This window comes from Helicobacter sp. T3_23-1056, from assembly GCF_053654535.1.
Map to the genome: position 1 here is coordinate 103,869 of NZ_JBSIUU010000003.1, position 22,664 is coordinate 126,532.

At 39.0% G+C, this 22,664-nt stretch carries 19 protein-coding genes and 1 pseudogene; 2 read left to right on the forward strand and 18 right to left on the reverse strand.

Annotated features, from left to right (window positions below):
• Window positions 1-2 precede the first annotated feature (2 nt).
• The 8 genes from ACWIUO_RS02505 to lysA all read right to left on the reverse strand — a co-directional run bounded on the left by ACWIUO_RS02505 (window position 3) and on the right by lysA (window position 12,049).
• Window positions 3-800 (reverse strand): thiol:disulfide interchange protein DsbA/DsbL, encoded by a 798-nt coding sequence (locus ACWIUO_RS02505; RefSeq protein ID WP_454176364.1) that lies wholly within the window; start codon window positions 798-800, stop codon window positions 3-5.
• 137 nt (window positions 801-937) lie between these two features.
• Window positions 938-1,165 carry a hypothetical protein gene (locus tag ACWIUO_RS02510; protein WP_454176365.1) on the reverse strand — a complete coding sequence of 76 codons (228 nt, stop codon included), beginning with the start codon at window positions 1,163-1,165 and terminating at the stop codon, window positions 938-940.
• A 70-nt stretch (window positions 1,166-1,235) separates the two neighbouring features.
• Window positions 1,236-2,378, reverse strand: coding sequence for a serine O-acetyltransferase (gene cysE / locus ACWIUO_RS02515; RefSeq protein WP_454176366.1), 1,143 nt, complete (start codon window positions 2,376-2,378; stop codon window positions 1,236-1,238).
• 163 nt (window positions 2,379-2,541) lie between these two features.
• Complete coding sequence (speA, locus tag ACWIUO_RS02520) at window positions 2,542-4,395, reverse strand: arginine decarboxylase (RefSeq protein ID WP_454176367.1); 1,854 nt, start codon at window positions 4,393-4,395, stop codon at window positions 2,542-2,544.
• A gap of 169 nt (window positions 4,396-4,564) precedes the next feature.
• Window positions 4,565-5,458 carry a DUF2156 domain-containing protein gene (locus ACWIUO_RS02525; protein ID WP_454176368.1) on the reverse strand — a complete coding sequence of 298 codons (894 nt, stop codon included), beginning with the start codon at window positions 5,456-5,458 and terminating at the stop codon, window positions 4,565-4,567.
• Between the two features lie 47 nt (window positions 5,459-5,505).
• Window positions 5,506-6,663 carry a prephenate dehydratase gene (gene pheA, locus ACWIUO_RS02530; RefSeq protein WP_454176369.1) on the reverse strand — a complete coding sequence of 386 codons (1,158 nt, stop codon included), beginning with the start codon at window positions 6,661-6,663 and terminating at the stop codon, window positions 5,506-5,508.
• Between the two features lie 19 nt (window positions 6,664-6,682).
• On the reverse strand, window positions 6,683-10,612 hold the full coding sequence (locus ACWIUO_RS02535) for a type ISP restriction/modification enzyme (RefSeq protein WP_454176370.1): 3,930 nt from the start codon (window positions 10,610-10,612) through the stop codon (window positions 6,683-6,685).
• Between the two features lie 21 nt (window positions 10,613-10,633).
• Window positions 10,634-12,049 carry a diaminopimelate decarboxylase gene (gene lysA / locus ACWIUO_RS02540; protein ID WP_454176371.1) on the reverse strand — a complete coding sequence of 472 codons (1,416 nt, stop codon included), beginning with the start codon at window positions 12,047-12,049 and terminating at the stop codon, window positions 10,634-10,636.
• Window positions 12,050-12,187: 138 nt separating this feature from the next.
• Between lysA and ACWIUO_RS02545 the strand changes: the two genes are divergently transcribed.
• Both ACWIUO_RS02545 and der read left to right on the forward strand, forming a co-directional pair.
• Entirely contained in the window at window positions 12,188-12,586 is a 399-nt protein-coding gene (locus ACWIUO_RS02545) for a hypothetical protein (RefSeq protein WP_454172624.1), read from the forward strand.
• Window positions 12,587-12,625: 39 nt separating this feature from the next.
• Window positions 12,626-14,440 carry a ribosome biogenesis GTPase Der gene (gene der / locus ACWIUO_RS02550; protein WP_454176372.1) on the forward strand — a complete coding sequence of 605 codons (1,815 nt, stop codon included), beginning with the start codon at window positions 12,626-12,628 and terminating at the stop codon, window positions 14,438-14,440.
• A 155-nt stretch (window positions 14,441-14,595) separates the two neighbouring features.
• Here the strand turns inward: der and ACWIUO_RS02555 are convergent, their stop codons facing one another.
• The 10 genes and pseudogenes from ACWIUO_RS02555 to ACWIUO_RS02600 form a co-directional block, all read right to left on the reverse strand.
• Window positions 14,596-15,132 (reverse strand): hypothetical protein, encoded by a 537-nt coding sequence (locus tag ACWIUO_RS02555; RefSeq protein ID WP_454176373.1) that lies wholly within the window; start codon window positions 15,130-15,132, stop codon window positions 14,596-14,598.
• On the reverse strand, window positions 15,090-15,329 hold the full coding sequence (locus ACWIUO_RS02560; protein ID WP_454176374.1) for a PP0621 family protein: 240 nt from the start codon (window positions 15,327-15,329) through the stop codon (window positions 15,090-15,092). Before ACWIUO_RS02560 ends, ACWIUO_RS02555 begins: the two co-directional genes overlap by 43 nt.
• A gap of 21 nt (window positions 15,330-15,350) precedes the next feature.
• Entirely contained in the window at window positions 15,351-16,190 is an 840-nt protein-coding gene (gene rsmG / locus ACWIUO_RS02565; protein WP_454176375.1) for a 16S rRNA (guanine(527)-N(7))-methyltransferase RsmG, read from the reverse strand.
• Between the two features lie 12 nt (window positions 16,191-16,202).
• A complete protein-coding gene (gene queA / locus ACWIUO_RS02570; protein WP_454176376.1) occupies window positions 16,203-17,489 on the reverse strand; it encodes a tRNA preQ1(34) S-adenosylmethionine ribosyltransferase-isomerase QueA in 1,287 nt (428 codons plus the stop codon).
• Complete coding sequence (tatC, locus tag ACWIUO_RS02575; protein WP_454176377.1) at window positions 17,486-18,268, reverse strand: twin-arginine translocase subunit TatC; 783 nt, start codon at window positions 18,266-18,268, stop codon at window positions 17,486-17,488. Before tatC ends, queA begins: the two co-directional genes overlap by 4 nt.
• Before the next feature lie 548 nt (window positions 18,269-18,816).
• A pseudogene (gene tatB, locus ACWIUO_RS02580) lies at window positions 18,817-18,985 on the reverse strand (Sec-independent protein translocase protein TatB); the annotation flags it as partial.
• 13 nt (window positions 18,986-18,998) lie between these two features.
• The gene (locus ACWIUO_RS02585; protein ID WP_454176378.1) at window positions 18,999-19,253 is read right to left on the reverse strand and encodes a hypothetical protein; all 255 of its coding nucleotides are present in this window, start codon (window positions 19,251-19,253) and stop codon (window positions 18,999-19,001) included.
• Window positions 19,254-19,303: 50 nt separating this feature from the next.
• Window positions 19,304-19,984 carry a F0F1 ATP synthase subunit A gene (locus ACWIUO_RS02590; protein WP_454176379.1) on the reverse strand — a complete coding sequence of 227 codons (681 nt, stop codon included), beginning with the start codon at window positions 19,982-19,984 and terminating at the stop codon, window positions 19,304-19,306.
• 257 nt (window positions 19,985-20,241) lie between these two features.
• Window positions 20,242-20,370: a hypothetical protein gene (locus tag ACWIUO_RS02595; RefSeq protein WP_454176380.1), complete on the reverse strand. Its 129-nt coding sequence runs from the start codon at window positions 20,368-20,370 to the stop codon at window positions 20,242-20,244.
• Between the two features lie 195 nt (window positions 20,371-20,565).
• Window positions 20,566-22,557, reverse strand: a complete 1,992-nt coding sequence (locus ACWIUO_RS02600) for a methyl-accepting chemotaxis protein (RefSeq protein ID WP_454176381.1) — start codon at window positions 22,555-22,557, stop codon at window positions 20,566-20,568.
• Window positions 22,558-22,664: the final 107 nt, after the last annotated feature.

Here is a 22,664-nt window from a genome sequence, read left to right on the forward strand (position 1 = left end):
CTTTATTTTTTTAGCAATTCGATGATTTTGTATTTTAAATCTTCTAGCGAATGAATGGACTTGGTATAAATCAAATATTTGCCATTTACCACAAATGCTGGTATGCCCTGAATCGTAGCCACGCCATAGCTAGCCTCCCAAGAGGCTAAAATCTTTTCGACCTCTTTTTCTTTCAATGTGGCGTAAAAATCATCTAGCTTTACCCCCGCAGAATCTAACCCCGTGTGTAAAAATGCCTGTGGATTTTTGCCCCCTCCCCACCGCTCTTTGTTGATATTATAGGCATTAAAATAGGCTTTTTGCGCTTTGAAAAAATGGGATTTTTCCGCATCTGTGATGGGGATATTTGCTTTTTTGTCTTTAAAGATTAGCACGGCAAAGACTTGCGAAGCAAGCTGTCCATAATCGCCTTTTTTGCTTAGATGATAGGGCTTAAACTCGACATTTTCAGGGAGTGATTTTATGAGATTTGGCAAATGTTTGGAATACCGATAGCAAAACGGACAAGAATAGCTAAACACTTCTATTATCGTATTTTGGGCGTTTGGGATAGGATTTTCTAGCACGACAAAATCCCTGCCCTCTTTTAAATCGCCATTTATCTTGTTGCTTAACTCTTGCTGTGGATTTTGGGCGTTTGTTGCGTGGCTAGTGGCAAATATACAAAATCCTGCTAGCAACATAGATTTTATGCCTTTTGCTAGCGCATTTTCTATGCGTTTGTTTATGTGCTTATGCGCGTTTTTTTCTATGCGTGTGGCTAGATTTTGTGCGTTGTTGATTTTAGATTTTTTGTGCATTTGGACTCCTTGTTTGTGTTTATAAACTAATCTTTAGGTTTAGACATTTCTATGCCATTTTTTAAACCTATCGCAGCGATGGCTATCACTACCAAAAATCCTACGCATTGAAATACGATTTCCATAATGTCGCTCCTTTATATTTTTCCTATTTCTTTGATTTTTTGCCGTATAAAGCAGTTTAATAAATATAGCACAATTAGCAAAAATACAAGTGCTATTAAGCTAAGACATATTAAAAATGAGCTTATTTTTTCATAGTTTGTAAAGCCCCAGCCCAAAATACCCAAAATCACAGCTACATCAATACCTAACCAAAATTTAAGATATGATAAATCTTCTTTTAGCTCATCTATTCTTGCCATTTTGTGTCCTTAAATTATATCAAAATAGTTTTTGTGTGTTTGTATCAAAAATTTTAACCCAAAAAAAAACCTAATCCTTAAAAGCAGCGATATATTTTTCATATCGTTTTTCTAGGTTTTTGCGCATCTTTGCTAGCTCTTCTAGTGCTTCCTCACAATCGCTTCCATCATTACTATGCCCACCCTCATTTTGCGCTTCTCGCAGTGCTTTTTCTTGCTCCAAAATCTCAATGCGTTCTAGCAAGTATAAAAACGCGCTTTTGCTGACATCGGGTAGTTTTGTGCGCGTGTCCATTTCTAAAATCTCGCTAGATTCTAGCCCAAAATCCACATTAGATTTCGCGCTAGATTTTGTGCTAGAATCTATATCGGTTTTTGCATTTTTTGAGAGATTTTGGGTTAGATTTTGGCTTTGTGTTTCGTTGTTTTCGTTTTTGTCTTGTGGTGTCAAAATCCTAGCGGGAATCCCAACTGCCGTGCAACCGCGTGGCACATCTTTGACTACCACAGAATTTGCGCCGATTTTGGCATTTGCACCGATTGTGATGTCTCCTAGCACTTTTGCTCCAGCTCCCACCACCACGCCAGATTCTAGGGTAGGGTGGCGTTTGGTGCGTTTTAGGCTTACTCCGCCTAGACTTACGCCTTGATAAATCGTTACTTCATCGCCTATGATTGCTGTCTCGCCTATGACGACACCTATGCCGTGGTCGATAAACACGCGCCTACCGATACGCGCAGCGGGGTGAATATCGATATTTGTGAGAAATTGTGCAAATCCCATAATGATTCTTGCCAAGATTTTCCAATCCCGCACATACAAAAAATGCGCAAATCGATAATGAAACAACGCTACAACCCCCGGATAATTAAAAAACAATTCGATAGGATTTTTTAGGGCGGGGTCTTTTTGCTCTGGCGTAGCAAAATCCTCTTTGATGATGTCCCAAAATCCCGCTTGCGTGGGCTCAAAAGAAGCGATGGCAAAATCTGTGCTTTTTGTTTCATCGTTTTTTGCAAGATTTTGTTTTTCAGGATTTTGCTCTTTAGGATTTTGTTTAGCAGATTTTTGTTTGGCAGGATTTTGTTTGTCGGATTTTTGTTTGGCAAGTTTTTTGGGATTTTGCAAGTTTGGTTGCAAATCCTTGTTTTGCAAAATGTTGTTAGATTTTTGATTGGGGTTTTGTTTTTTTGGTTTTGGCGTTTTTGGCATTAGTTTTTCCTTAAATTTTTGTTTGGATTTTTACTTAAATTTTTACCAGATTTTTACCAGATTTTTAAGATTTTTTGGTGCTTTTTGCACGCTAATTTTTAAATGATTTTGCCTACTCATTTTCGCTCTTTTTATGCTTTTTTTCACTCATTCTTACTCATTTTTATTCATTTTCATCAGTGTTTTTTATCGTGCGCAAGTAGCCATTTTCGCTAAGCATTACATAGAGTTGCCCTAGCACTTCTTTTTTGTCCTCATCGCTGATTTTTGCCTCATCGATTCTTTGTTTTAGCAGTCGCTCAATTTCTTTTGTGTCATAGTCCAAATCATCAAGCACATCAAGCACATTTTGGGCTTCAAGTAGATTTTGGATTTCATAGCCTTTGTTTAAATCCTCATCAAAAATCACGCTAAATTCCGTAGGGTGCGTGAAAAGATTGTGTCGCATTCCTAGCACTTCTTGATACGCCCCCACAAGAAAAAATCCCAAAAAATATTCCTCACGCGTAACATCAACATCGTGCAAATACAGAGGCTTTTTTGCATCAAAAGCGATTTCACCATCGCTATCGCAAGTAATATCCCACAAACTAGCACTTCTTGTGGGACGGCGATTTAGCCTATCTAGTGGCATTACGGGAAAATTTTGCCCTAGCCCCCAATAATCAGGCAGGCTCTGAAAAAAGCTACAATTTAGCAAATAACGCTCTTGGATTTGCTCTTGGATTCTAATGATTTCATTATGGTTTTTGTGTTTTAGTAGTTTTATGACTTTTTTTATGATTAGATGGACTAAAATCTCGGTATTTGAGCGGTCTGTCAAATCGATATAGCCCAAATCAAAGAGCGTCAAAAGCGACTCTAAATGATCAAGACTATCGTGCAGATATTCTATGGCATTTTTTTCACTCATTGTTTTGTATAAATCAAGCATTTCAGCGATAAGCGGAGGATTTTTTTCTTTTAATCGCAACGCCTTTTCGTCATATTCTTGGCTAAAAAGCTCTAGCACAGGCGCGATTAGCACGGCGTGATTTGCGCTGACAAATCGCCCTGATTCGATGAAAATATCTGGCTCTTTTTCCTGTTTGTTTTTGACAATTTCTTTGAGTGAAAAAACCACATCTCCGCTAAATTCGCTTAGCGTGTAGTTGCGATTGTTTGCGCCCTCGTGCTGGGTGTATTCCACAGCTAGCCCACCGCCGATATTTACGCAAGTGAGATTTTTTGCACCCATTTTTCGCAGTTCTGCATAGATATTGCCTACTTCTCTTATGGCTTTTTTTAGTGGCGAAATATCGCTTATTTGGCTACCTATGTGAAAATGAATCATACTAAATTGATTTAGCAGGTTTGATTGTTCAAGCAATTTGATTGCTTCTAGCAATTCCGTAGAAGTAAGCCCAAATTTTGCATTTATCCCGCCAGATTTGCCCCATACTCCCGTGCCTGTGCTGTGTAGGCGGATTCTAAGCCCGATATGAGGATATGGCGACCCCATTTCTTTTGCGACTTCGATTATGGATTTTAGCTCGTTTAGTCCCTCGATGGTTAGCGTGATATTATGCCCCATTTTTGCCGCGATAAACCCTAGCGCAGTCATTTCTTTGTCTTTAAAGCCATTTACCGTGATAGGACATTCATCATTTGTGTAAGCCATAGCGATGATTAGTTCGGATTTTGAGCCTGCTTCTAGCCCGTAGCAACGCCCTTGAGCGCAATCAACAAGTGGCAGGATAAAATTTGGCATTTGATTGACTTTGAGTGGAAAAACGGCTTTAAATTTACCTTTGTAAGAATACTCTTTTATCGCGTTTTTAAAAGAGCCAAAAAGCTCTCGTATCTGTTTATCTATGAGGTGAGGGAATCGCACTAGCAAAGGACCTTTGTAGCCTTGTGTGCGGACTTCTTGGACGATTTCAAGTAGGGTGGGTTTGCTTTGATGATTTACCTTGACAAAGCCATCTTCTATGATAAAGTCATCATTTGACCAAAATTTTATACCATAATCAATCACAAAAACTCCTTTTTGCAAAACGCGATTTTAGTGCCGCGATTTTAATGCAAGATTTTACGCATTTTTCATTCTTGCTTTTTATCATATTTTGCTTGCATTTTGTATGCAAATCTTTTTCCAAATCGCACAAAATCCACGCATTATAGCACAAAAAAATTGAAAATTTTTGCTAGATTTTGCTTGCGTATTTTTCTACCATTTTGATAGGATTGTAGCTTTTTTTTGCCCTTCTTAGCCCCTCAATCCCCAAATCCTCCTCCCTATTGATAAATTCTAGCGCGCTAAATTCATTTACTAAAAGTTGTTGATTTATGATTTGATATGCCCCTGGGATTTTGGGATTTGCTTTTTCTATGTGTGCTAGTGCCATTTTGTCATTCATCACTTCCCCAAAGCTAAATGCCACGATTTCGCCTTCTAATCGTATCGCCCCGCCTTTTAGTCCTAGATTTTCATACACTTGTAGCGCGTTTTTTATACCGATAAATTCTATTTCTAACGCCTCATTTTTATTTGGATTTGCTTCTAGCCATTCTTTGCATTTAGTAGTGATTTCATCGGCATTTTGCGCGCTTATTTTTTCATAGTCCCATTTGCTTCCTCGCTCGCTGTTATTTTGCAAAAACTGATTTAGATGATTTTTTTTCTTGTGAAATTTCCTACCCTCAAGCCTAATTAGCTCATCTACGCTATACACATAATCAAACCGCTCTTCACGCGCTATAAATTCTAGTCCGTTAAACACGGATTTGATAGAATCGATATTTTTTGATTCTATGGATTCAAAGCGGGGGGGTAGATTTTGCTTTTTTAAAAATTCGCGTAAATCCTGTAAAGCGCGGATTTTATCGCCATTGCCAAATGGATAGAAAAAATAGGGCAGGGCGTTTGTGTATCGGGTTTTTATGATTACACAATCGTGCAAAATCGCATACGCAATGTCTCTAGCGTGCTTCCAAATATAAAGATTTCCAAAGACAATATCTGAAATTTCGTAATTTTCTTTGTCTAAAAAAGGCTCTAAAATCTGCTTAGATTCTAGCGTGATTGGCTTAAATTCCATTGTTTTTTCCTTTGATTTTATTTAGCGATTTTGTCTTGGTTTTGTGGCTAATCCATTTTAGGATAGCTTCCTAGCCATTTTACTTGCTCTCCCCATTTTGCTAGGATTTTAGCCACCTTTTCATCATCTCTATGCCCATCAAAATCGATATAAAACCCCGAGCTAAAATCCCCGCCATTTTTTATGCGAATGGGGCGAGAATCGATTTTTGTAAGATTGATTTTGGCATCTTCAAAATCTTGCAAAAATCTAAGAAGCGTGCCAGATTTTTCAAAGCCTTTTAGCGTGGCAAAAATCGAAGTCTTGTCATTGCCACTTTTTGCATTGCAAAAATCACTCACAATCACAAATCGCGTCTTGTTGCCACTATGATTTTGCACATTTTCAAACATTATGGGAATCTCATAGATTTTTGCCGCTATGCTAGAGCAAATCGCAGCACTTTGTTTGTCGGCTTTTGCTAGCTGTGCGGCTTTGGCGGTGGATTCGGTGGGGATTTGCTCTAGGGCTAGCAAATTATGCGCGTTTAGGAAATTATCACATTGCCCAAACGCAATATCTTTTGAATAAATGCGCTTAATATCGCTTAGATTTTCGCTAAGAGAGGCAAAGCTATGATGAATGGGTAGGATAACTTCTGCGATGATTTTTTGGGTAGAATTTGTGTGGCTTGCTAGGTTGTCGATAGTCTCGCCTACAATGCCATTTGTGTTGTTTTCGATAGGCACTACGGCGTATTTTGCTTGATTTGATTCTAATGCCTTAAAGATTGCGCTAATGGTGTTTATCGGCAGATATTCACTAAGCGCACCAAATCGCAATGCGGCGGCTTGATGTGTGTAGCTACCTAGCGGTCCAAGATATGCGACTTTTTGGGGTAGCTCCAAATTTCGCGAAATGGCAAAAATCTCGTGGTAAATCGCTTCGATGGCGTTTGTATTTAGGTATTTTAGAGGTTTTGTGCTAAGCCGTTTTATGATTTCTCTCTCGCGCTCTGGGCGATATATGCTAGCGTTGTTTTTTAGTTTATTTTCGCCGATTTTGGTAACGATGCTAAGCCTAGATTCTAGCAAATCTAGTATTTGCTCATCGATTTTGTCGATTTGCGTGCGCAAAGATTGCAAGTTTGTATCGTGCTGATTTGTGTGGCTATGTTGGGGCAGGGCATTTTTGATTTTGTGTTTTTGTTGGCTATTTTTTGACATTTTTTTCCTTTGTTGATATTTATTTGATACTTGCTAGTTCTTTTTGGAGGTTTATGGTGGCTTTTAGGATTTTGGCGACATTTAGGATATGCGTAAAGTCGCTTTGCTCTAGCGTTATTACACCATTTTTATCATTAGCGCGGTATTTTAGCCATTTTTCAAGCACTTTGTAGCCACCTATCGTGTAGCCCCATACTTCCGCGCTCACTCCCACTATCTCCAAATCTGCGTTTAAAATAATCTTGTTTTGATTTGGCTCATATTTTGGCTTATCAAGCGTGAAATTTGGGTTTGATTTGTTTGCATTTTCACGGAATCTTAGCTCAATTTCTTTGTCCTGCGGGATTGTTTTCATCAAATGCAAGTCGATTAGATTTTGCCCTAGATTTGCGTATTTTTCAAATGTTGATTGGCTTACTTCAAAGTCGATTCGCGGGAAGCCGATTTTTAGGTATTCTACATATTTTGTGCGATATGCGGGATTATACAAATTTGCATAAATAAATGCCAAAATCTGCTCTGGCGTTTTATTTTTTAGCACTTTGTGTCTTGCTTTAAATTTATTAAATTCCTTTGTAAAATTTGGGATTTTGTTGTTTTGCCAAAATTCATCGTGGTAAGTGTAAAGTGGTGCGATATAGGTTTGTCCGCCATTGTAGTGAATATCCGTAAGTCTATCGCTTATGATTGCGTTGTCATACGCATTTAATTCGCAATCTTTGGTAAAGCAAATGCCCAAATTTTCGCCACTTAAAAAATGCTTCATTGTTTCAAATCGCGGATAACCTAAAAATCCTTTTGTTTTGCCACTTGTAAATGTGTAGCGCAAATCAAATGGGCGATAGGCGATTTTTTGGATTTTATTTTGGATTGCCGCGCTTGCTTCGCGTGCTTGTAATGACGACAAAGATTCCCCCTCCCTTGCGGAGGGGGTTAGGGGGTGGGTAGATTTTGCAAAAGCAAAATCAGATTCCAAAGCCTCTTTAATCGCACATAAAACGCCCTCTAAATTTTCTAAAATCTCATTATTCCAAAAACGCAAAATTCTAAAATTTTGTGATTCCAAATAAAAATCTCTTTTAATGTCGGGGTGATTTATTTTATCATACCCACCCCCTTTATCCCCCTCCGCAAGGGAGGGGGAAATTGCGTGTTGTCCGCCATCACATTCGATAATAAGCCGTTTTTCTATACAAACAAAATCCGCGATATATTTAGAATCAATCACAAATTGCCGTCTAAACATAAAACCTAGTTTTTTGCCACGCAATTCTTGCCAAAGTTTATTTTCTGCGTCAGTGGGATTTTTGCGCATTTTTCGGCTAAATTCTTTCATATATGGTGCAAGTTGTCGGTGGTTTTGGTGTTTATTGGTTTTTACCCACCCCCTAACCCCCTCCGCAAGGGAGGGGGAACAAGATGATATTACATCTGCCTTTGCCCTTTCTATGCTCCAATCTCTTGAATCTTTTCCTAATTGATATTTTTGTCGTATCGCTTCAATTTCTAATTTGACAAAATCATTTACGATATTCAAAACATTTTGTCTATTAAAATGAATGCAAATTTTGTCTTTTTCTGTTTTGATTCCGCTATTAAAATTCTCAAAAATTGCTTTTGATTCGCCCAAAGATTCGTTTTTTGCTAACGCCCAAAATTTATTGTATTCGTTGTTTTTAAAACTTTTTGGCACAAACCAAAAATATGGAGAATCTAGTTTTATTTTTTTCCATTTGATAGATTTTAGCCCTTTGTTTGTTATTTTGTTTAATAGCGCAAATTTATCTTTACGACGCAAGATTTCGTTGTCTTTGGTGGAGAAGTAGTGGATTTGGGCTAAATTATACCCACCCCTTTTGTCCCCCTCCGCAATGGATGGGGAGGATTTGGAGTTGCTACGCGCAAGGGAGGGGCTTTTGGATTTATCGTTTTGTTCCCCCTCCCTTGCGGAGGGGGTTAGGGGGTGGGTGTCGTATTTCACAAACAAACTTATGCAAACGCCTATGCGAATATCAAAGACATTTTTGTCGTTTTTGCCATCTATTTCGTTATGTCCGTGCAAGTTTAAAATATAGATTTCATCAAAGGTTTTTGCCAGAGATTCGCGCATTTTACGATGAGTGCGCCCTGATAAAAATGAATTATTGGTGATAAAGCCCATAATGCCGTGCTTTTGATTTTGCTCGGTTAGCTTCCATTGGGCAAAACGAATAAATTTTATATAGTCATCATCTAGGGGTTGAATATTTGTCTCATTTAGCCCCATTTTATACGAATCTAAAAGTTGCAAAATCTCCGCGCCTTTGTTTTTGGATTTTACATTATACGGCGGATTGCCTAAAATCACTAGCAAATCCTCTTTATGCTTTAGTCGCAAGGATTTATCACGCTCGTTTTTTAGCGTGTCAAAGGGGACTTGGAGGTGTATTTGTCGCGCCGTGTCTAAATCTAGCGTATTTGTAAGATAGACTTGAAACTTTTGATACGCGCTAAACTCGCTAAATCCTTTATTTTTCAGCAGTGAGCTTAATTTCAAATGTGCCACAATATAAGGCACGAAACTCATCTCAAAGCCATAAATATCCCTAAAACATTTATTGATAATGACATTTTTAGCAAACACTTCGCTTTGATTTTCTAAAATGAGCTCAAACACCTTTGCCAAAAAGCTCCCTGTCCCTGTGGCAAAATCTAGCACCTTGACATTTTCATCGCTAAAAGATTTATTGAAATGCGTTTGCAGTAGCTCATCTATGCTACGCACAATCATATCCACAATAGGCTCTGGCGTGTAAAAAACGCCACCTTCTTTGCGCTTTTGCTCCCCTCGCAAATCATCATACGCCTTCAAAAAATCCTCATAAAGATAAATGCTAAGCTCGCTAATCTCTTTTTGGAAGCTAGTTGCTAGGCTTGGCTTATCGATAAGTGCAATGGTTTTAATGATATTGCTAAGCGCGTAGGTAATCGAATCAGGGAGATTTCGCGCTGGGAGCGAAGACTCTATAAACTCGCGGAGCGTAACAAAATGTCGTGGCAATAGGGCTACAAACATTTCGGTGGGGATTTTGTCAATCTCATAGATTTCACTCTCGATATGCGCTACAAACGCGCCATATACGATACTCTGTGCCACAATGTCGCAAAACTCAATAGGGCTAATGTCCGTGCTCTCCAAATCCCTAAATGATTGATAAGATTTATCAAACGCGGCGTGAAAATCTGTGGTGGTGCTTGTCTGTGTGGTGGCGGTGAGTAAATTTGTGGCATTGGATTCTAAATCTTGCGTGCTAAACTCATTAAAAATCGCGGTGCTTAAATAAAAACTTTGTGTGCTTAGGACTTTTACTAACTCATCTTTTTGTGTGATTTGCGCGGTAGTGTGGAAAAACGCGCTTAAAAGTTGAGAGATTCTCGTGGTGGATTCTATGATCTTGGTTTTTTGCGTGGCTTTATCTTGCGTGGCGTTTAATAGGTTTGATTCAACGCCGTTTGGGAAAAGGATAAAATCATCGATAATCTTGCCATAAGAGAGCAAAATAAAGCGATTGTAATCCGTCAAAATGATATTGTGGCACACGCTTAAGTATTTTTCGATTTGTTTGCCTTTGACTAGCGGGCTTAAATCCACGCCATAGTTTTTACACTCGATAAAGCCCACAAGCGATTCATAGCCGATTTTTTCTTGTGGTATTTGGGTTTTTGAGTCTTGTGGCATTTGGCGGACAACTTTAAAATCAGGGCGGATATTGCCTTGCCCTTGTTTTGACTTTGGCTCGTGGATAATGACAATCTCGCCTTGCTTGCTACTTTGACTTTGCGCGGCTTGTGTAGGCTTAAATGCGTTTAATAGATTTTCAAGCGCAGTGCGAAATGAATGCTCATTTGCATCGCCACGATTTATAAGGCTTTGCAAAGTGTTATAATAATCTAAAAGATAAGTTTGCATTTGTATCACCATTTTAAGTTTTTAGGCTTTTTTATTGTTTTGTTTAGATTTTGTCGTAGTTTTTGGTTTTTGGTTAAATGTTGCATTTTTGGATTTTGTATTTGTAGGTTTTTTAGATTTTGCAGTTTTTATGGATTTTTCAAAATCTTGTAGGCATTTTAGCTCGTTTGCGACTAGCTCGCCAAACTCCTCGCGCTCTTTTAGCACTCGTATGCTTTGTGTGCTAATTTTGCCATTATCTTGCGCATAAAAGCCTATTTCTGCGGGTTTTGCTCGCGTGTTGTAGTTGCTAGCCATTGAGTAGCCATAAGCCCCTGCATTGCCAAAACCTAGTATATCGCCTGCTTGCAATGGTGGGAGCTTAACATTTCTCAAAAATGTATCGCTACTCTCGCACACAGGACCTACGATGTCAGCTTTGGTTTTTTCCCCTCTTTTTAGTGTGGCTTTGTCATAGATTTGCACTTGATGAGTCGCGCTATATAGGGCAGGGCGCATCAAATCATTCATACCGCTATCTATGATTACAAATCGTTTGTTTTGCGTGTGCTTTTCGTATAGCACTTTTGTGAGTAGGACGCCTGCGTTGCCTACGATTCTGCGTCCGGGCTCACAGATGATAGTAAAATCACTCCCCTTTAGCTCCGCTAAAATCGCTTGGGCATAATCATAAAGAGAGATTTCTTCCTCGTTTTCATAGCGGATTCCTAGCCCCCCGCCAATGTCAAAAAACCTTAGCTCAATCCCTAAGGCTAGCAGGGATTTTGCTAGCTCTGCGATTTTGCTAGCACTTTGCTTTATAGGGGCTAAATCACAAATCTGTGAGCCTATATGAAAATGAATACCGATAGGCTCTAAAAAAGGCGAATTATGCGCATAAAGATAGGCTTTTTTAGCACTTTCTATGTCTAGCCCAAATTTGTTTTCGCTAAGCCCTGTGGAAATGTATGGGTGGGTTTTGGCATCGATATTTGGATTTACGCGGATAGAGATTCTAGCTTTTTTTGGCTCGCTACCAAAATTGCTTTTAGATTTTGTGCTAGATTGCTCTTTTTGTAGTTTTTGTGCGATTTGCTCGATAGTTTGTAGCTCTTGCGTGGATTCTACATTTAGAAATAAAATATCTAGCCTTAGTGCTTCTTCTATCTCGCTAGGGCGTTTGCCTACCCCTGAAAAGATGATTTTGTATTTTGGGATTTTGGCTAGCAGTGCGCGTCTAACCTCCCCGATAGACACGCAGTCAGCCCCACTACCAAGCCTAGCTAGCAGGGATAAAATCCCTAGATTTGAGTTTGCTTTTAGCGCGTAGCAAATGAGCGATTTGCGTCCGCTAAATGCGTGCTTAAAATCTAAAAAGTTTGATTCTATACGCGATAAATCATAGACATAAAGAGGCGTGTCGTATTTTTTGGCTAATTCTAAAAAAGTGTCCTGCATAAAAATCCTTGCATAAAAAAGCGCAATCTAACAAAAAATTGGCTAAAATCATAGCCAAAATTCTAGCAAAAACAAGTTTAATTCAAGTTTATGCTAAGCAAAAGAACTGCTAATCTTTCAATAAAAGTTGGGAAAATAATGTTTGAATTAGTCGCATACTTAAGCCTTTTTATCATCGTCATCGTTTCAGCCCTCATCATTGTCGCAAAAGTATCCAAAAAAACTCCCGTAGTGATACGGTCTGGCGATGATTTTGCGTATGAGGAAACTATCACTTATGAAACCATAATGGTAACCATAGAATCAGAAGATAGCACTTTTGTGGATTTGCAAGACGCGGTAAAAGAGATGTTTTCTTATTATGATGTGCTAGATTTAAGCAAGACGCAAAAACGGCTGTTTTTATTTGCCCTTAGCAAGCACCCAAATGTAAAATCCCCTCTTGTTTTGTCTGCGCTAAATGAAATGAGCAAGCGAAATCCTGATATGGCAAAGGATTTGGATTTAAGCGTTAGAAGAGGGCTTGATAGACGATAGTTTATCTATGATTATTTTTTTATACGATTTTTCACACAAATGCAAAAACTCCCCAAAATCGCCATTATCGGCAGACCAAATGTGGGTAAATCCTGCCTTTTTAATCGCCTAGCCAAGCAAAAAATCGCCATTACTTCAAATATTAGCGGGACTACGCGCGATACGAACTACACGCAGATTTGCCTGCTAAATCCTGCGCAAAAAGATGGCAATCAAAAATACAATATTCACAAAAACACTTCGCAAAAAAACATTCCACAAAAAGAAAACACCCAAAATCAAAAACTAGATTCTATGCAAAGTCAAAATCCAAAGCAAAATCTAGATTCTACCCAAAATCTAGCAAATGCCCTGCTTATCGATACGGGAGGCATAGAGCCAAAAATCCAAGATGAGCTATTTTTGCAAGTTTCGCAAAGGGCAAAAGATACGAGCAAAGAGGCGGATTTGGTGCTGTATGTGGTGGATGGGCAAAATCCTCCAAATGATGAGGACAAAAAAATCATTTATGAGATTTTGAAAAAAAAGAAAAAAAACACGCCCTGTTTTTTGGTGGTAAATAAAATCGATAGCGATGCGCAAAATGATGGGGCGTATTTGTTTTATGAGTTTGGCTTGCAAGAGGTGTTTTTTATCTCTGTGGCGCATAATCGAGGCATTAGCGCATTGCAAAATGCGATATTTAACGCACTTTTTTTAAAAAATACGCATAAAAATCCACATAATTCTGCTTTGATGATGGACGATTATGAGCTAATCTCTAGCCTAGAAAAAAGCGCGAACATACATAATAACGCCATAAAAGATACAAAATCTAGCGTGCAAGAAGCGCAGGATTTTAGCCAAAATAATAACCAAGATAATGTGGTAGAAAACAACAAAACAAGCCAAACCCCCCAAAATAGCGAAATCAAAATCGGCATCATAGGGCGCGTAAATGTCGGCAAATCTAGCCTGCTAAACGCGCTAACGCAAAAAGAGCGGGCAATCGTTAGCAAAAAAGCGGGGACTACCATAGACCCTGTCGATGAAAGCATAGCGCACAAAGGCACAAAGCTAACCTTTGTCGATACCGCAGGGATTCGCAAAAGAGGCAAGATTGAGCAGTTGGAAAAATTTGCGCTTGATAGGACAAATAAGATTTTGGCACAAAGTGATATAGCCCTGCTTGTGCTAGATGCGAGTGAGAGGCTATGCGAGCTAGATGAGCGCATATTTTCACTCACCCAAAAACACGCGCTTGGCGTAATCGTGCTATGGAATAAATGGGATATAAAATACGCAGATTTTGATAGTATCAAAGCAGAATTTGAGCGAAAATTTCGCTTTTTAGAATACGCCCCAAGACTCACCATAAGTGCAAAAAACAAACGCCATATAACCGAGCTAAAAGACAAGATTTTAGAGATTTATCAAAATTTTAGCCTAAGAATCCCTACCGCAAAGCTAAATGAAATCATCACGCGCGCCACCCAAAATCACGCAATCCCAAGCGACAAAGGCAAGCTAGTCAAAATCTATTATGCTACACAATTTCAATCCAAACCACCCCAAATCGCGCTTATCTCAAACCGCCCAAATAGCATTCATTTTAGTTATAAACGATATTTGATAAATTGTTTGAGGGATTGTTTTTCGCTTAGTGGCGTGCCTATTTTGCTACATTTTAGGGACAAAAATGCGCAACATAATGAGGATTTTGCCCTAGAATCTGTTTTTGATAAAAGCAAAACAAAATCAGATTCTCACAAAAAACCAAAATCTAGCAAAAATGCTAAGCACGCATTTAACAAGACATTTTCCATAAAATCAAAAACAAAACCCAAGACAAAATCACACAAAAAGAAAATCTAAAAAGTAAAATCTAAATGCGTCATTGCCACGCACAACAAATTATGCTTGCAATGACGGGATTTCCCCCTTCCCCTTTTTCTCTTGCCTATTGCGGAGGGATTAAGGGGATTGGTTTGTCTTGCTTTAGCCCAAGCGAAGTATCCAAAAAAAGCAAATTATTGCAAAATCGATACAAATATTACGCCATCAATGCCCGCTAACGCTACGGATTCTATGTCATTTTCATCGCTAATAATGGCTAAAATCTTAGAATCAAGCATATAAGAATCCGCGATTTTTTGGCAAGTTTTTGCTAGCGTAAAGTTGCCTTCTAGCAGGCTGCTATCTAAAATCGCGTGATTTTTGACAGAAAACATATCAAAAGATATTGCAGGGATTAGATATTTTGGCATATATTGTGCGTAGAGGGCGCATTCTTTGAGATTGCCAATGACTACGCAAAAAGGGATTTTACCCTCATAGCAACGCTTGCTTAGGGCAAAATCTCTATCATCATTTGCGCTAAACCAAAATATGTTTGCATTTTGGTTATTTGTGGATTTTAGCGCGTTTTCTAGCGCGCTAAGCGAAGCGATACGCCAAAATCTCTCACCTGGGATATGAGGGTGTCCTATGATTATCATCATACATTCCTTTGTATAAGCGGGATTTAGCCATTTTTTAGGGATAAATCTAGGCATTCTTTGGAGCAAAAATGCGCTCCCTTATGGCTAAAACTATCATCTATGGATACAAATGTCCCGCATTGTTTGCAAGGTAGCATTTGATTTTGCGGGGTATTTTTGGGGTTTGCTTCGTTTTGAAAATGCCCCAATGCCTTGCGAATAGCGTTTATCACAAAGCCTACTAGCAAGATAATAAGCCCTAAAATGATTAAACCTTTTAGCATTTTTGCTCCTTTTTTTGTTTTTTAGCATTTTTGTAAGATATGGAGGTAAATCCGCTCGCTATTATAGCCTTTTGGCAACGCAAAATCTAAATCTTTTGCGCTAATGTGTCTTACATTGTAAAGATTATGGCTAAAATCACTACTTTTTGAGCCCTTAAAAAATAGCCAACTACCATTTGGACTTAGCAGATTTTGCGTGGCATTGATAAGGCTTTGCGTATCCATAGTCGCGCGCGAAGTGATGATGGGGAAATACGCGCTAAAATCTTGCGTGCTAGATTTTAGATTTTTATGCGAGGTGGAATCTTGCACGCTAGATTTGTTATTGCTAGAAATGCTAGAATCTATCAGCGATTCTATGCGCGATTTTTGGATATGGAGGTTTTTTAACTCTAATTTTTGGGCGATAAATGACAAAAACGCCACCCTTTTTGTTCGCGGTTCGCATAGATAAAAATCCACGCTAGGACGGCACAAAGCCATAGCCACAGCGGGAAATCCAGCCCCAGAGCCGACATCTAAACAACAACTAAAATGTGGCACAAAACTAAGAGGCAAAAGCGAATCGATGATGTTTGATTCTACTTGGGCGATATTTTTTGCCCCGCTTAGGTTGTGCGTGGTGTTCCATTCAAGCAGATTTTGCGCAAAAATGCCCGCCTTTTTTAGCGCATTTTCCTTTGTGCTATCTTGCAAAATCTGCGGGGCAGAATCAAAAAGTGCTTCTAGGTTTTCTAACATAATGGCTTCCATAGGGCTTATTTGGGCTTCTTTATTTTTGAAATTTGGTTTTTGCAAATTTTTTTTTGGGCAATGTGGATTTGGCAAGATTTTGTTTTTTATGAAAATTTGCCAAAACACAAAGCAAAATCCCTACAAAATCAGCATCGCATCGCCATAGGAATAAAATTTATATTGTCTTGCTATGGCTTCATCATAGATTTTTCGCCATTTGTTAGCCCCCACCATTGAGGCGACTAGCATTATGAGGGTGGATTTTGGCAGATGAAAATTGGTAAGCAAAAAATCTGTTTTTTTTGGTGGATTTTGCGGGTGCAAAAATATATCACATTGAGTGATAAAATCTTGCGTTAGATTTTGGCAATTTTTTGCCATATTGATAGATTTTTTAAAATCTTGCAAATTATTAGATTTCCTAAAATCCTGCAACGCCATAGTATAGCACTCCACGCCACGCATAGATGAGCTTCCTACGCACAAAATCTTATTTGCATTATGGATAATTTCTTGGGTTTTTGTAGGGATAGTTAGCATTTCTTTGTGCATTTTATGCGCTCTAATGTCGCTTGCCACCACAGGCGCGAAAGTCCCAGCACCTATGTGGAGGGTAAGCATAGCGGTAGAAAAGCGCGATTTTAGCTCTTGTAGCATTTGTGTAGAAAAATGAAGCGAGGCAGTGGGCGCGGCAATCGAGCCATTTTTGCTAGCAAAAACAGATTGGTATTCGCCCTCATCTAGTGCCTCATCATCGCGCTTTATGTAGGGAGGCAGGGGGATATGCCCGATAGATTCTAGCATTTGCAAAATATCAGTTTTAGACATAGATTCTGCATTTTTGGCGTGGTGAAACGAAATGATTTTATAGCCATTTTCAAGGGTAGCTAAAATCCGCGCTTCATAGCCATTTGGCAAACGCAGTTTATCGCCATTTGTTAGCCTGCCTTTTGTTTGGCATAGCGCGTAAGGTTTTGGTGCGTGGGAAGTGGGCTTACTAGGTGTGGGCGTGCTAGATTTTGGCACACAAGATTTTTGCGTGCTAGATTTTGGGGCAAAATCAATATTTTTGCAAATCTCTTGCAAATTAGATTCTTGTGGCGTTAAAAAACGATGAAACAAAATCTCTCTTTTCCCTCCGTTTTGTTGTGTATTTTCATTATTTTGGTTTTTTTCCGCGCTATGTTGGCAAAATCTAGTGCCATAGATTCTAGCTTTTAGCACGCGTGTGTCATTTAGGATTATCGTAGTTTGCGCGGGGATAAAATCTAGAAGTTTGCCAAAAGTGCTATGGAGGATTTTCCCGCTTGCCCTCTCATATACAAGCAATCTAGCATTTTCTTTTGGGCTAGCAGGGTAGGTGGCTATAAGTTCGCTTGGCAAATCATAATCATAGCTTGATAGCGCGTAATCTATATCGTTCATTTTGATTTTGCAGAATGTGGATTTTGCTTTTTGGTGGGTTGTTTTGGGTCAGGCTTTTTGGGCTTTGGTGCGGGGTTTGTAAAGCGGGCGATGAGTATCGCAAGCCCATATAATCCCACAAGCGGGATAGCCATAAGCAGTTGAGAGAAAGGGTCTGGAGGCGTGATGATGGCGGCTATGATAAAAATTAGCACTACGGCGTATTTGAAAAAATTTTTAAGCGTCTCATCGGTGATAAGCCCTATGCGTGCTAGAAAATACGCTAGCACGGGCAATTCAAACGCTACGCCAAACCCTAGCACAATGCGGATAAAAAACCCCACATAGCTTTCGATAGAAATATTTGCCGCAAACATATCATTGCCAAACATTAAAATGTATTTAATCATAAAAGGAAACACAACATAGTAGGCAAACCCCGCCCCAAGCGCAAACATAGCACTGCCAAAAAACACAAATGGGACGATGATTTTTTTTTCTTTTTTATACAATCCGGGGGCTACAAATAGCCAAATCTGCCAAAAAATCACAGGCGTAGAGATGACAAGGGCTGCCAAAAACGAAAGACTCATAGCCGAGAAAATCCCCTCCAAAGGCGTAAGCTGCATCAAAGTCCCCTCTACGCTATCGCTAAATGCTTTTGCGATGGGGGATTTGACAAACTCAAAAATGGATTTCCAAAAGCTAAAACACACGATAAAAGCCACTAGAACCGTGGCTGTGGATATGATAAGCCGTTTGCGCAAATCCTCTAAATGTGGTTTTAAATCTTCAAACATTACAATGCCTTATTAAGTCTTTTTGTTTGGGGTAGGTTTTTGTGGTTTTGTGGATTTTGTGGATTTTGGAGTTTGGCTAGATTTTGGGGCTTGCGTTGTTTTTGTTGTTTTTTTGGTGGATTTTGTAATGGCTTTTGTGGATTTTATGGTTTTTGTGCTTTTGGTGGATTTTGCGCTAGATTTTGTGTTTGTTTTTGCGGAGGTTTTTGTGGGACTTTTTGGAGGACTTTTTTTTGTGTTTTTTGCAAGTTTGGTAGATTTTGGGTTGGATTTTGTGGCGGTGTTTTGTGGTAGTGAGCTATATTCGCTAAAAAGATTTTCTTTTGTGCCTAATGTGCCTAATTTGTTGTCTAAATGTTCTAAATTCTCCATATTTTCCGTTGCATTATCCCCCGCATTATTTATGTTTGGCAAACGCCTTAAATCCTGCATTTCATCGTTTATTTCTTTGATTTCTTGTAAGTTGCTTAAATCCATATCTTTGGTGATAGAATCTATATTTGTTTCAAATTGGGATTTTATATCGCTTACTTCGTTGCTTAGCTTGCTTATTTCTAGCTCTTTATCAAGCGTGTCTTTTGCTTCGTTTATGGTTTTTTTTACCGCTCGAAAAAACTTCACAAAATCCACAATCGCCTGTGGCAACTTCTCAGGTCCTAGAAAAATCACCGCCACAACTAAAATGATAAGAATCTCAAAAAAGCCGATTCCAAACATATAGCAAAATCTTTTAAGTTTTTGGTTGTTTTAGAAGCACGCAAAGAGATTTTGCAACTAGCGCAAAAAACGCAAACACGCAAAAAATGATAAGCGCAAGTAGCACAGATAAAAATGTCGCTTCAAAAACCGCTTGAAATATGACAAATCCCACTACCGCACCCAAAATCCCAAGCCCCACAAAAAGCCCGCAAAAAAAGTCTAAGATTCTAGGCAAAAACGCCTCAAAATCACCAAAAAAGCCCTCCAAAAAATCCCGCAAAGACATTTTCACTCTCTTAAATGTGCTTTTATAAATATTTGCATTTATAAAGGGTTTTAGTGTCCCTCATCGACTACGACTGCCCCAGCCAAATACACATAAGTCAAAATCATAAATACAAATGCTTGAAGCACCGCCATAAATAGCAAAATCGCAAATGGCACAACAGGCACAAGATAAGGCACAAGCATAAGCATAACAAGCAAAAACATATCATCACCTTTGATATTCCCAAAAAGACGGAAAGATAGCGAGATAATGCGTGATAGGTGAGAGATGATTTCGATAGGAAACATAAGCGGGGCTAGCCATTTCACAGGTCCCATAAAATGCGCGAAATAATGGATAACACCCTGCGTGCGAATCCCCTCAAAGTGATAATAAAAAAACACCACTAGCGCAAGCACAAGCGTAAAATCCCACGCAGAAGTAGGAGCTTCAAAGCCCGGAATCATACCGATGATATTGCAATAAAACACATAAAAACCTATCGTGCCTGCTAGAGGAAAATATTTGCGAGCCTTTTCCTCGCCTATGACATCTTTTGCCATATATAGCATACCGCTTATGGTCGCTTCGTGTAGATTTTGCAAAAAGTTTGGCACGACACTCATTTTTCTAGTTGCTAGCTTTGCTATCGCTACGGTAACAACCGCGCAGATTATCGTATAAAAAGCGATGATGAAGTGATGGTCAGTGTTTATAAGGCTTGCAAGGGTGAAAAGTCGGTTTTCCATTTGGGCTTCCTTTTTGTTGGATTTTTAAGGATTTTGTTTGAGTGGCTTTTTGAAGCGATTTATCTTAAGCAGTTTTTTGTCGTTTTGGTGATTTTTGTTTTTGTCGTTTTTTGCTTAAGAGTAAATTTGTCATTTATTTTGCCCAAACTTTGTTAAGCAGTAGATTAAATCTATCAAATTAAGCGCATTTTTGTGCAAATTTTGCAAATTTTACACATTTTTGTGCCATTTGTGTTTTTTAAATCCCAACTATGTCGTCATTGCGAGAATCGCGCTAGCGATTCGTGGCAATCCACTGCTCTTTTGTCATTGCAAGATTTTGTGCTAGCAAAATCGTGGCAATCTATTTTGTTTGCGTCATAGCATAGATTGCCACAAGTCTGCAATTTTTTACAACATTGCAGATTCTAGCAATGACAATTTGCTGTTGTTGAGTTTTTGTTTTTTATTTTTGTCATACTAGGTTGCAACGCAATCAAAAATCCAACACAACGACAAAATCTTGCGATAGCGACAAAGCGCAAAAAAACCACATAAGCCACTTACAAACCACTTATCTAAAACTTTGTTATCGACATTTGCTAAAACTTCTTTTTATTGACATCGGCTAAAATCTCTTTTGCCACGCCATTTACGCGCTTAGTGATATTGTCTGTGGTTCTTGCGACTTCTACATTTTCTTGCGTTGCGCTATCTAGCTCGGTTATGGCTTCATTGATTTGCTCCAAGCCTATGGTTTGCTCTTTTATAGATTCGCTCATTTCTATGACTGATTGCACTAGGATATTTACATTTGCTTCGATTTCGCTTAGGCTTCGTGTGGTGCGCTCTGCTAGCTTTCGCACCTCATCTGCCACGACTGCAAATCCGCGTCCGTGCTCTCCCGCTCTAGCTGCTTCGATAGCGGCATTTAGAGCTAGCAAGTTTGTCTGCTCGGCTATGTCTTTTATCACGCTTACGATATTGCAAATATCCTCTGCTTGTCTGGAGCATTCTTGTGTTTTGTGATTTACTTGTTGCATAGATGAGTTGATTTGCTCGACTGCTGCGCTTGATTGCTCGATTGATGAGGCTTGAGATTCTTGCGCTTTTGTTAGCTTTTGCATAGATTCTTCTAGCTCTTTGCAATGGCTATTTAGCTCATTTGCAAAATGTGCGCTAGATTTTAGCATTGTTATGATGACTTGCCCTAGCGTGTTGGTAACGACTTCGACTTTGCCTTTTGCCCCTGCCACTTGGGTGGTAAAATCTAAACTCGTATAAGATGAAAAAACCCTCTCAATCTCATTTGTGTCGCTACCTATTGTGTTTTGCAACGAATCTAACATTTTATTTAGCACATTTTTTAGCTCTACTAATTGTGGATTTGCAGGGTCTTGCGTGATTCTCGCGGTTAGATTCCCATTTTGGATTTGCTCGGCTGTGTTGGTTGATTGTAGTATGGTGCTTTCATCTTGGGTTAGGTTTGATTTGGTGCGCTCTATGTTTTCGTTGATAGATTTGCAGATAGAGCCAAACTCATCGTTACTTTTGATAGGCAGTGGTTTTGGCTGGATTTTGGTTTTGTGATTTACAAAATCAAAAAATGCGTTTAGTCCGCTTTGCATAAGGCTTAATGGGCTAAAAAAATATCGAATGATAAAAAAGAGGGCAACCCCACCGATAATGATAAGCACCAACGCAATGCTTAGCGAACTTATAAGCGATTTAAAAATGACTTCGACAAAATCGTTTTTATTTGCCTCTGTGGCGATAACCCAGCCAAATGGCATTGTTTGATAAAAAATGACTTTTTCGTGCCCCATAAATGAAGTATCAACTCTACCATTTGGATTTGACTTGCTTTGTGCTAAAATCTGTGCGCCTAATGTATCAAATTCGCTTTTGTTTGAATCTTTTAGATTTTCGTGGACAAAAATGCTACCTTTTGAATCCACCAAAAACACTTTCAAACTCGGCAATTCTTTTAATTTTAGCTTATCAAACCTGCTTTGAAATTCTGTGGGAATCACATTTGCCGCGATTACGCCTATAAATGCGCCATTATCATAAATAGGCATCGCAATCGTGCTGACAACCACCCCTTCATATCCCGCTGCCTTGCTCTCATAGGGGTCTGAAACGATAAGTTTTTTGCTTGTTTTGGCTTGTTGATACCATTCTCTTTTGCGAAAATCAAAGGCATTGCCATCATCGCTATTTTTTAAGCTACTTTCTTTATCTTTGGCACTTTGTGAGATTAGCTTGCCATCATTTTCATACACGACAAAAACAAGCGGAGAGCCGATAAATCTCGCTAGATTTAGTAGCGTCCTACGCTGTGCTATATAGTCGTATCTATCGATGCTTGAAAGCAAGTTTGCCAAATTATTTAATTGCTGATTGGCTTCGATATTCATCGTGATGTTTATGGTGAGAAATGATGAATTAAGCGCGGTTTTTTGCAATCCTTCATAAGTTTCAATCGTTTCTGCCGAAGTTTGCTTGTAGTTGATAAAAGTAGATATGCCAAACACAGCGATAAAAATCCCAAGAGAAATGCTCATAATTTTGGAAGCGACACTTTTAAACATAAAATCTCCTTTGTGTGCGTTGAGAGTGCGTAAGCCATCGTGGCGAAGTGTGAGGGCGAAAAAAGCTAGCCTAAAAAAGCTAGCGTCATAGAAAATGCTATTTTGGA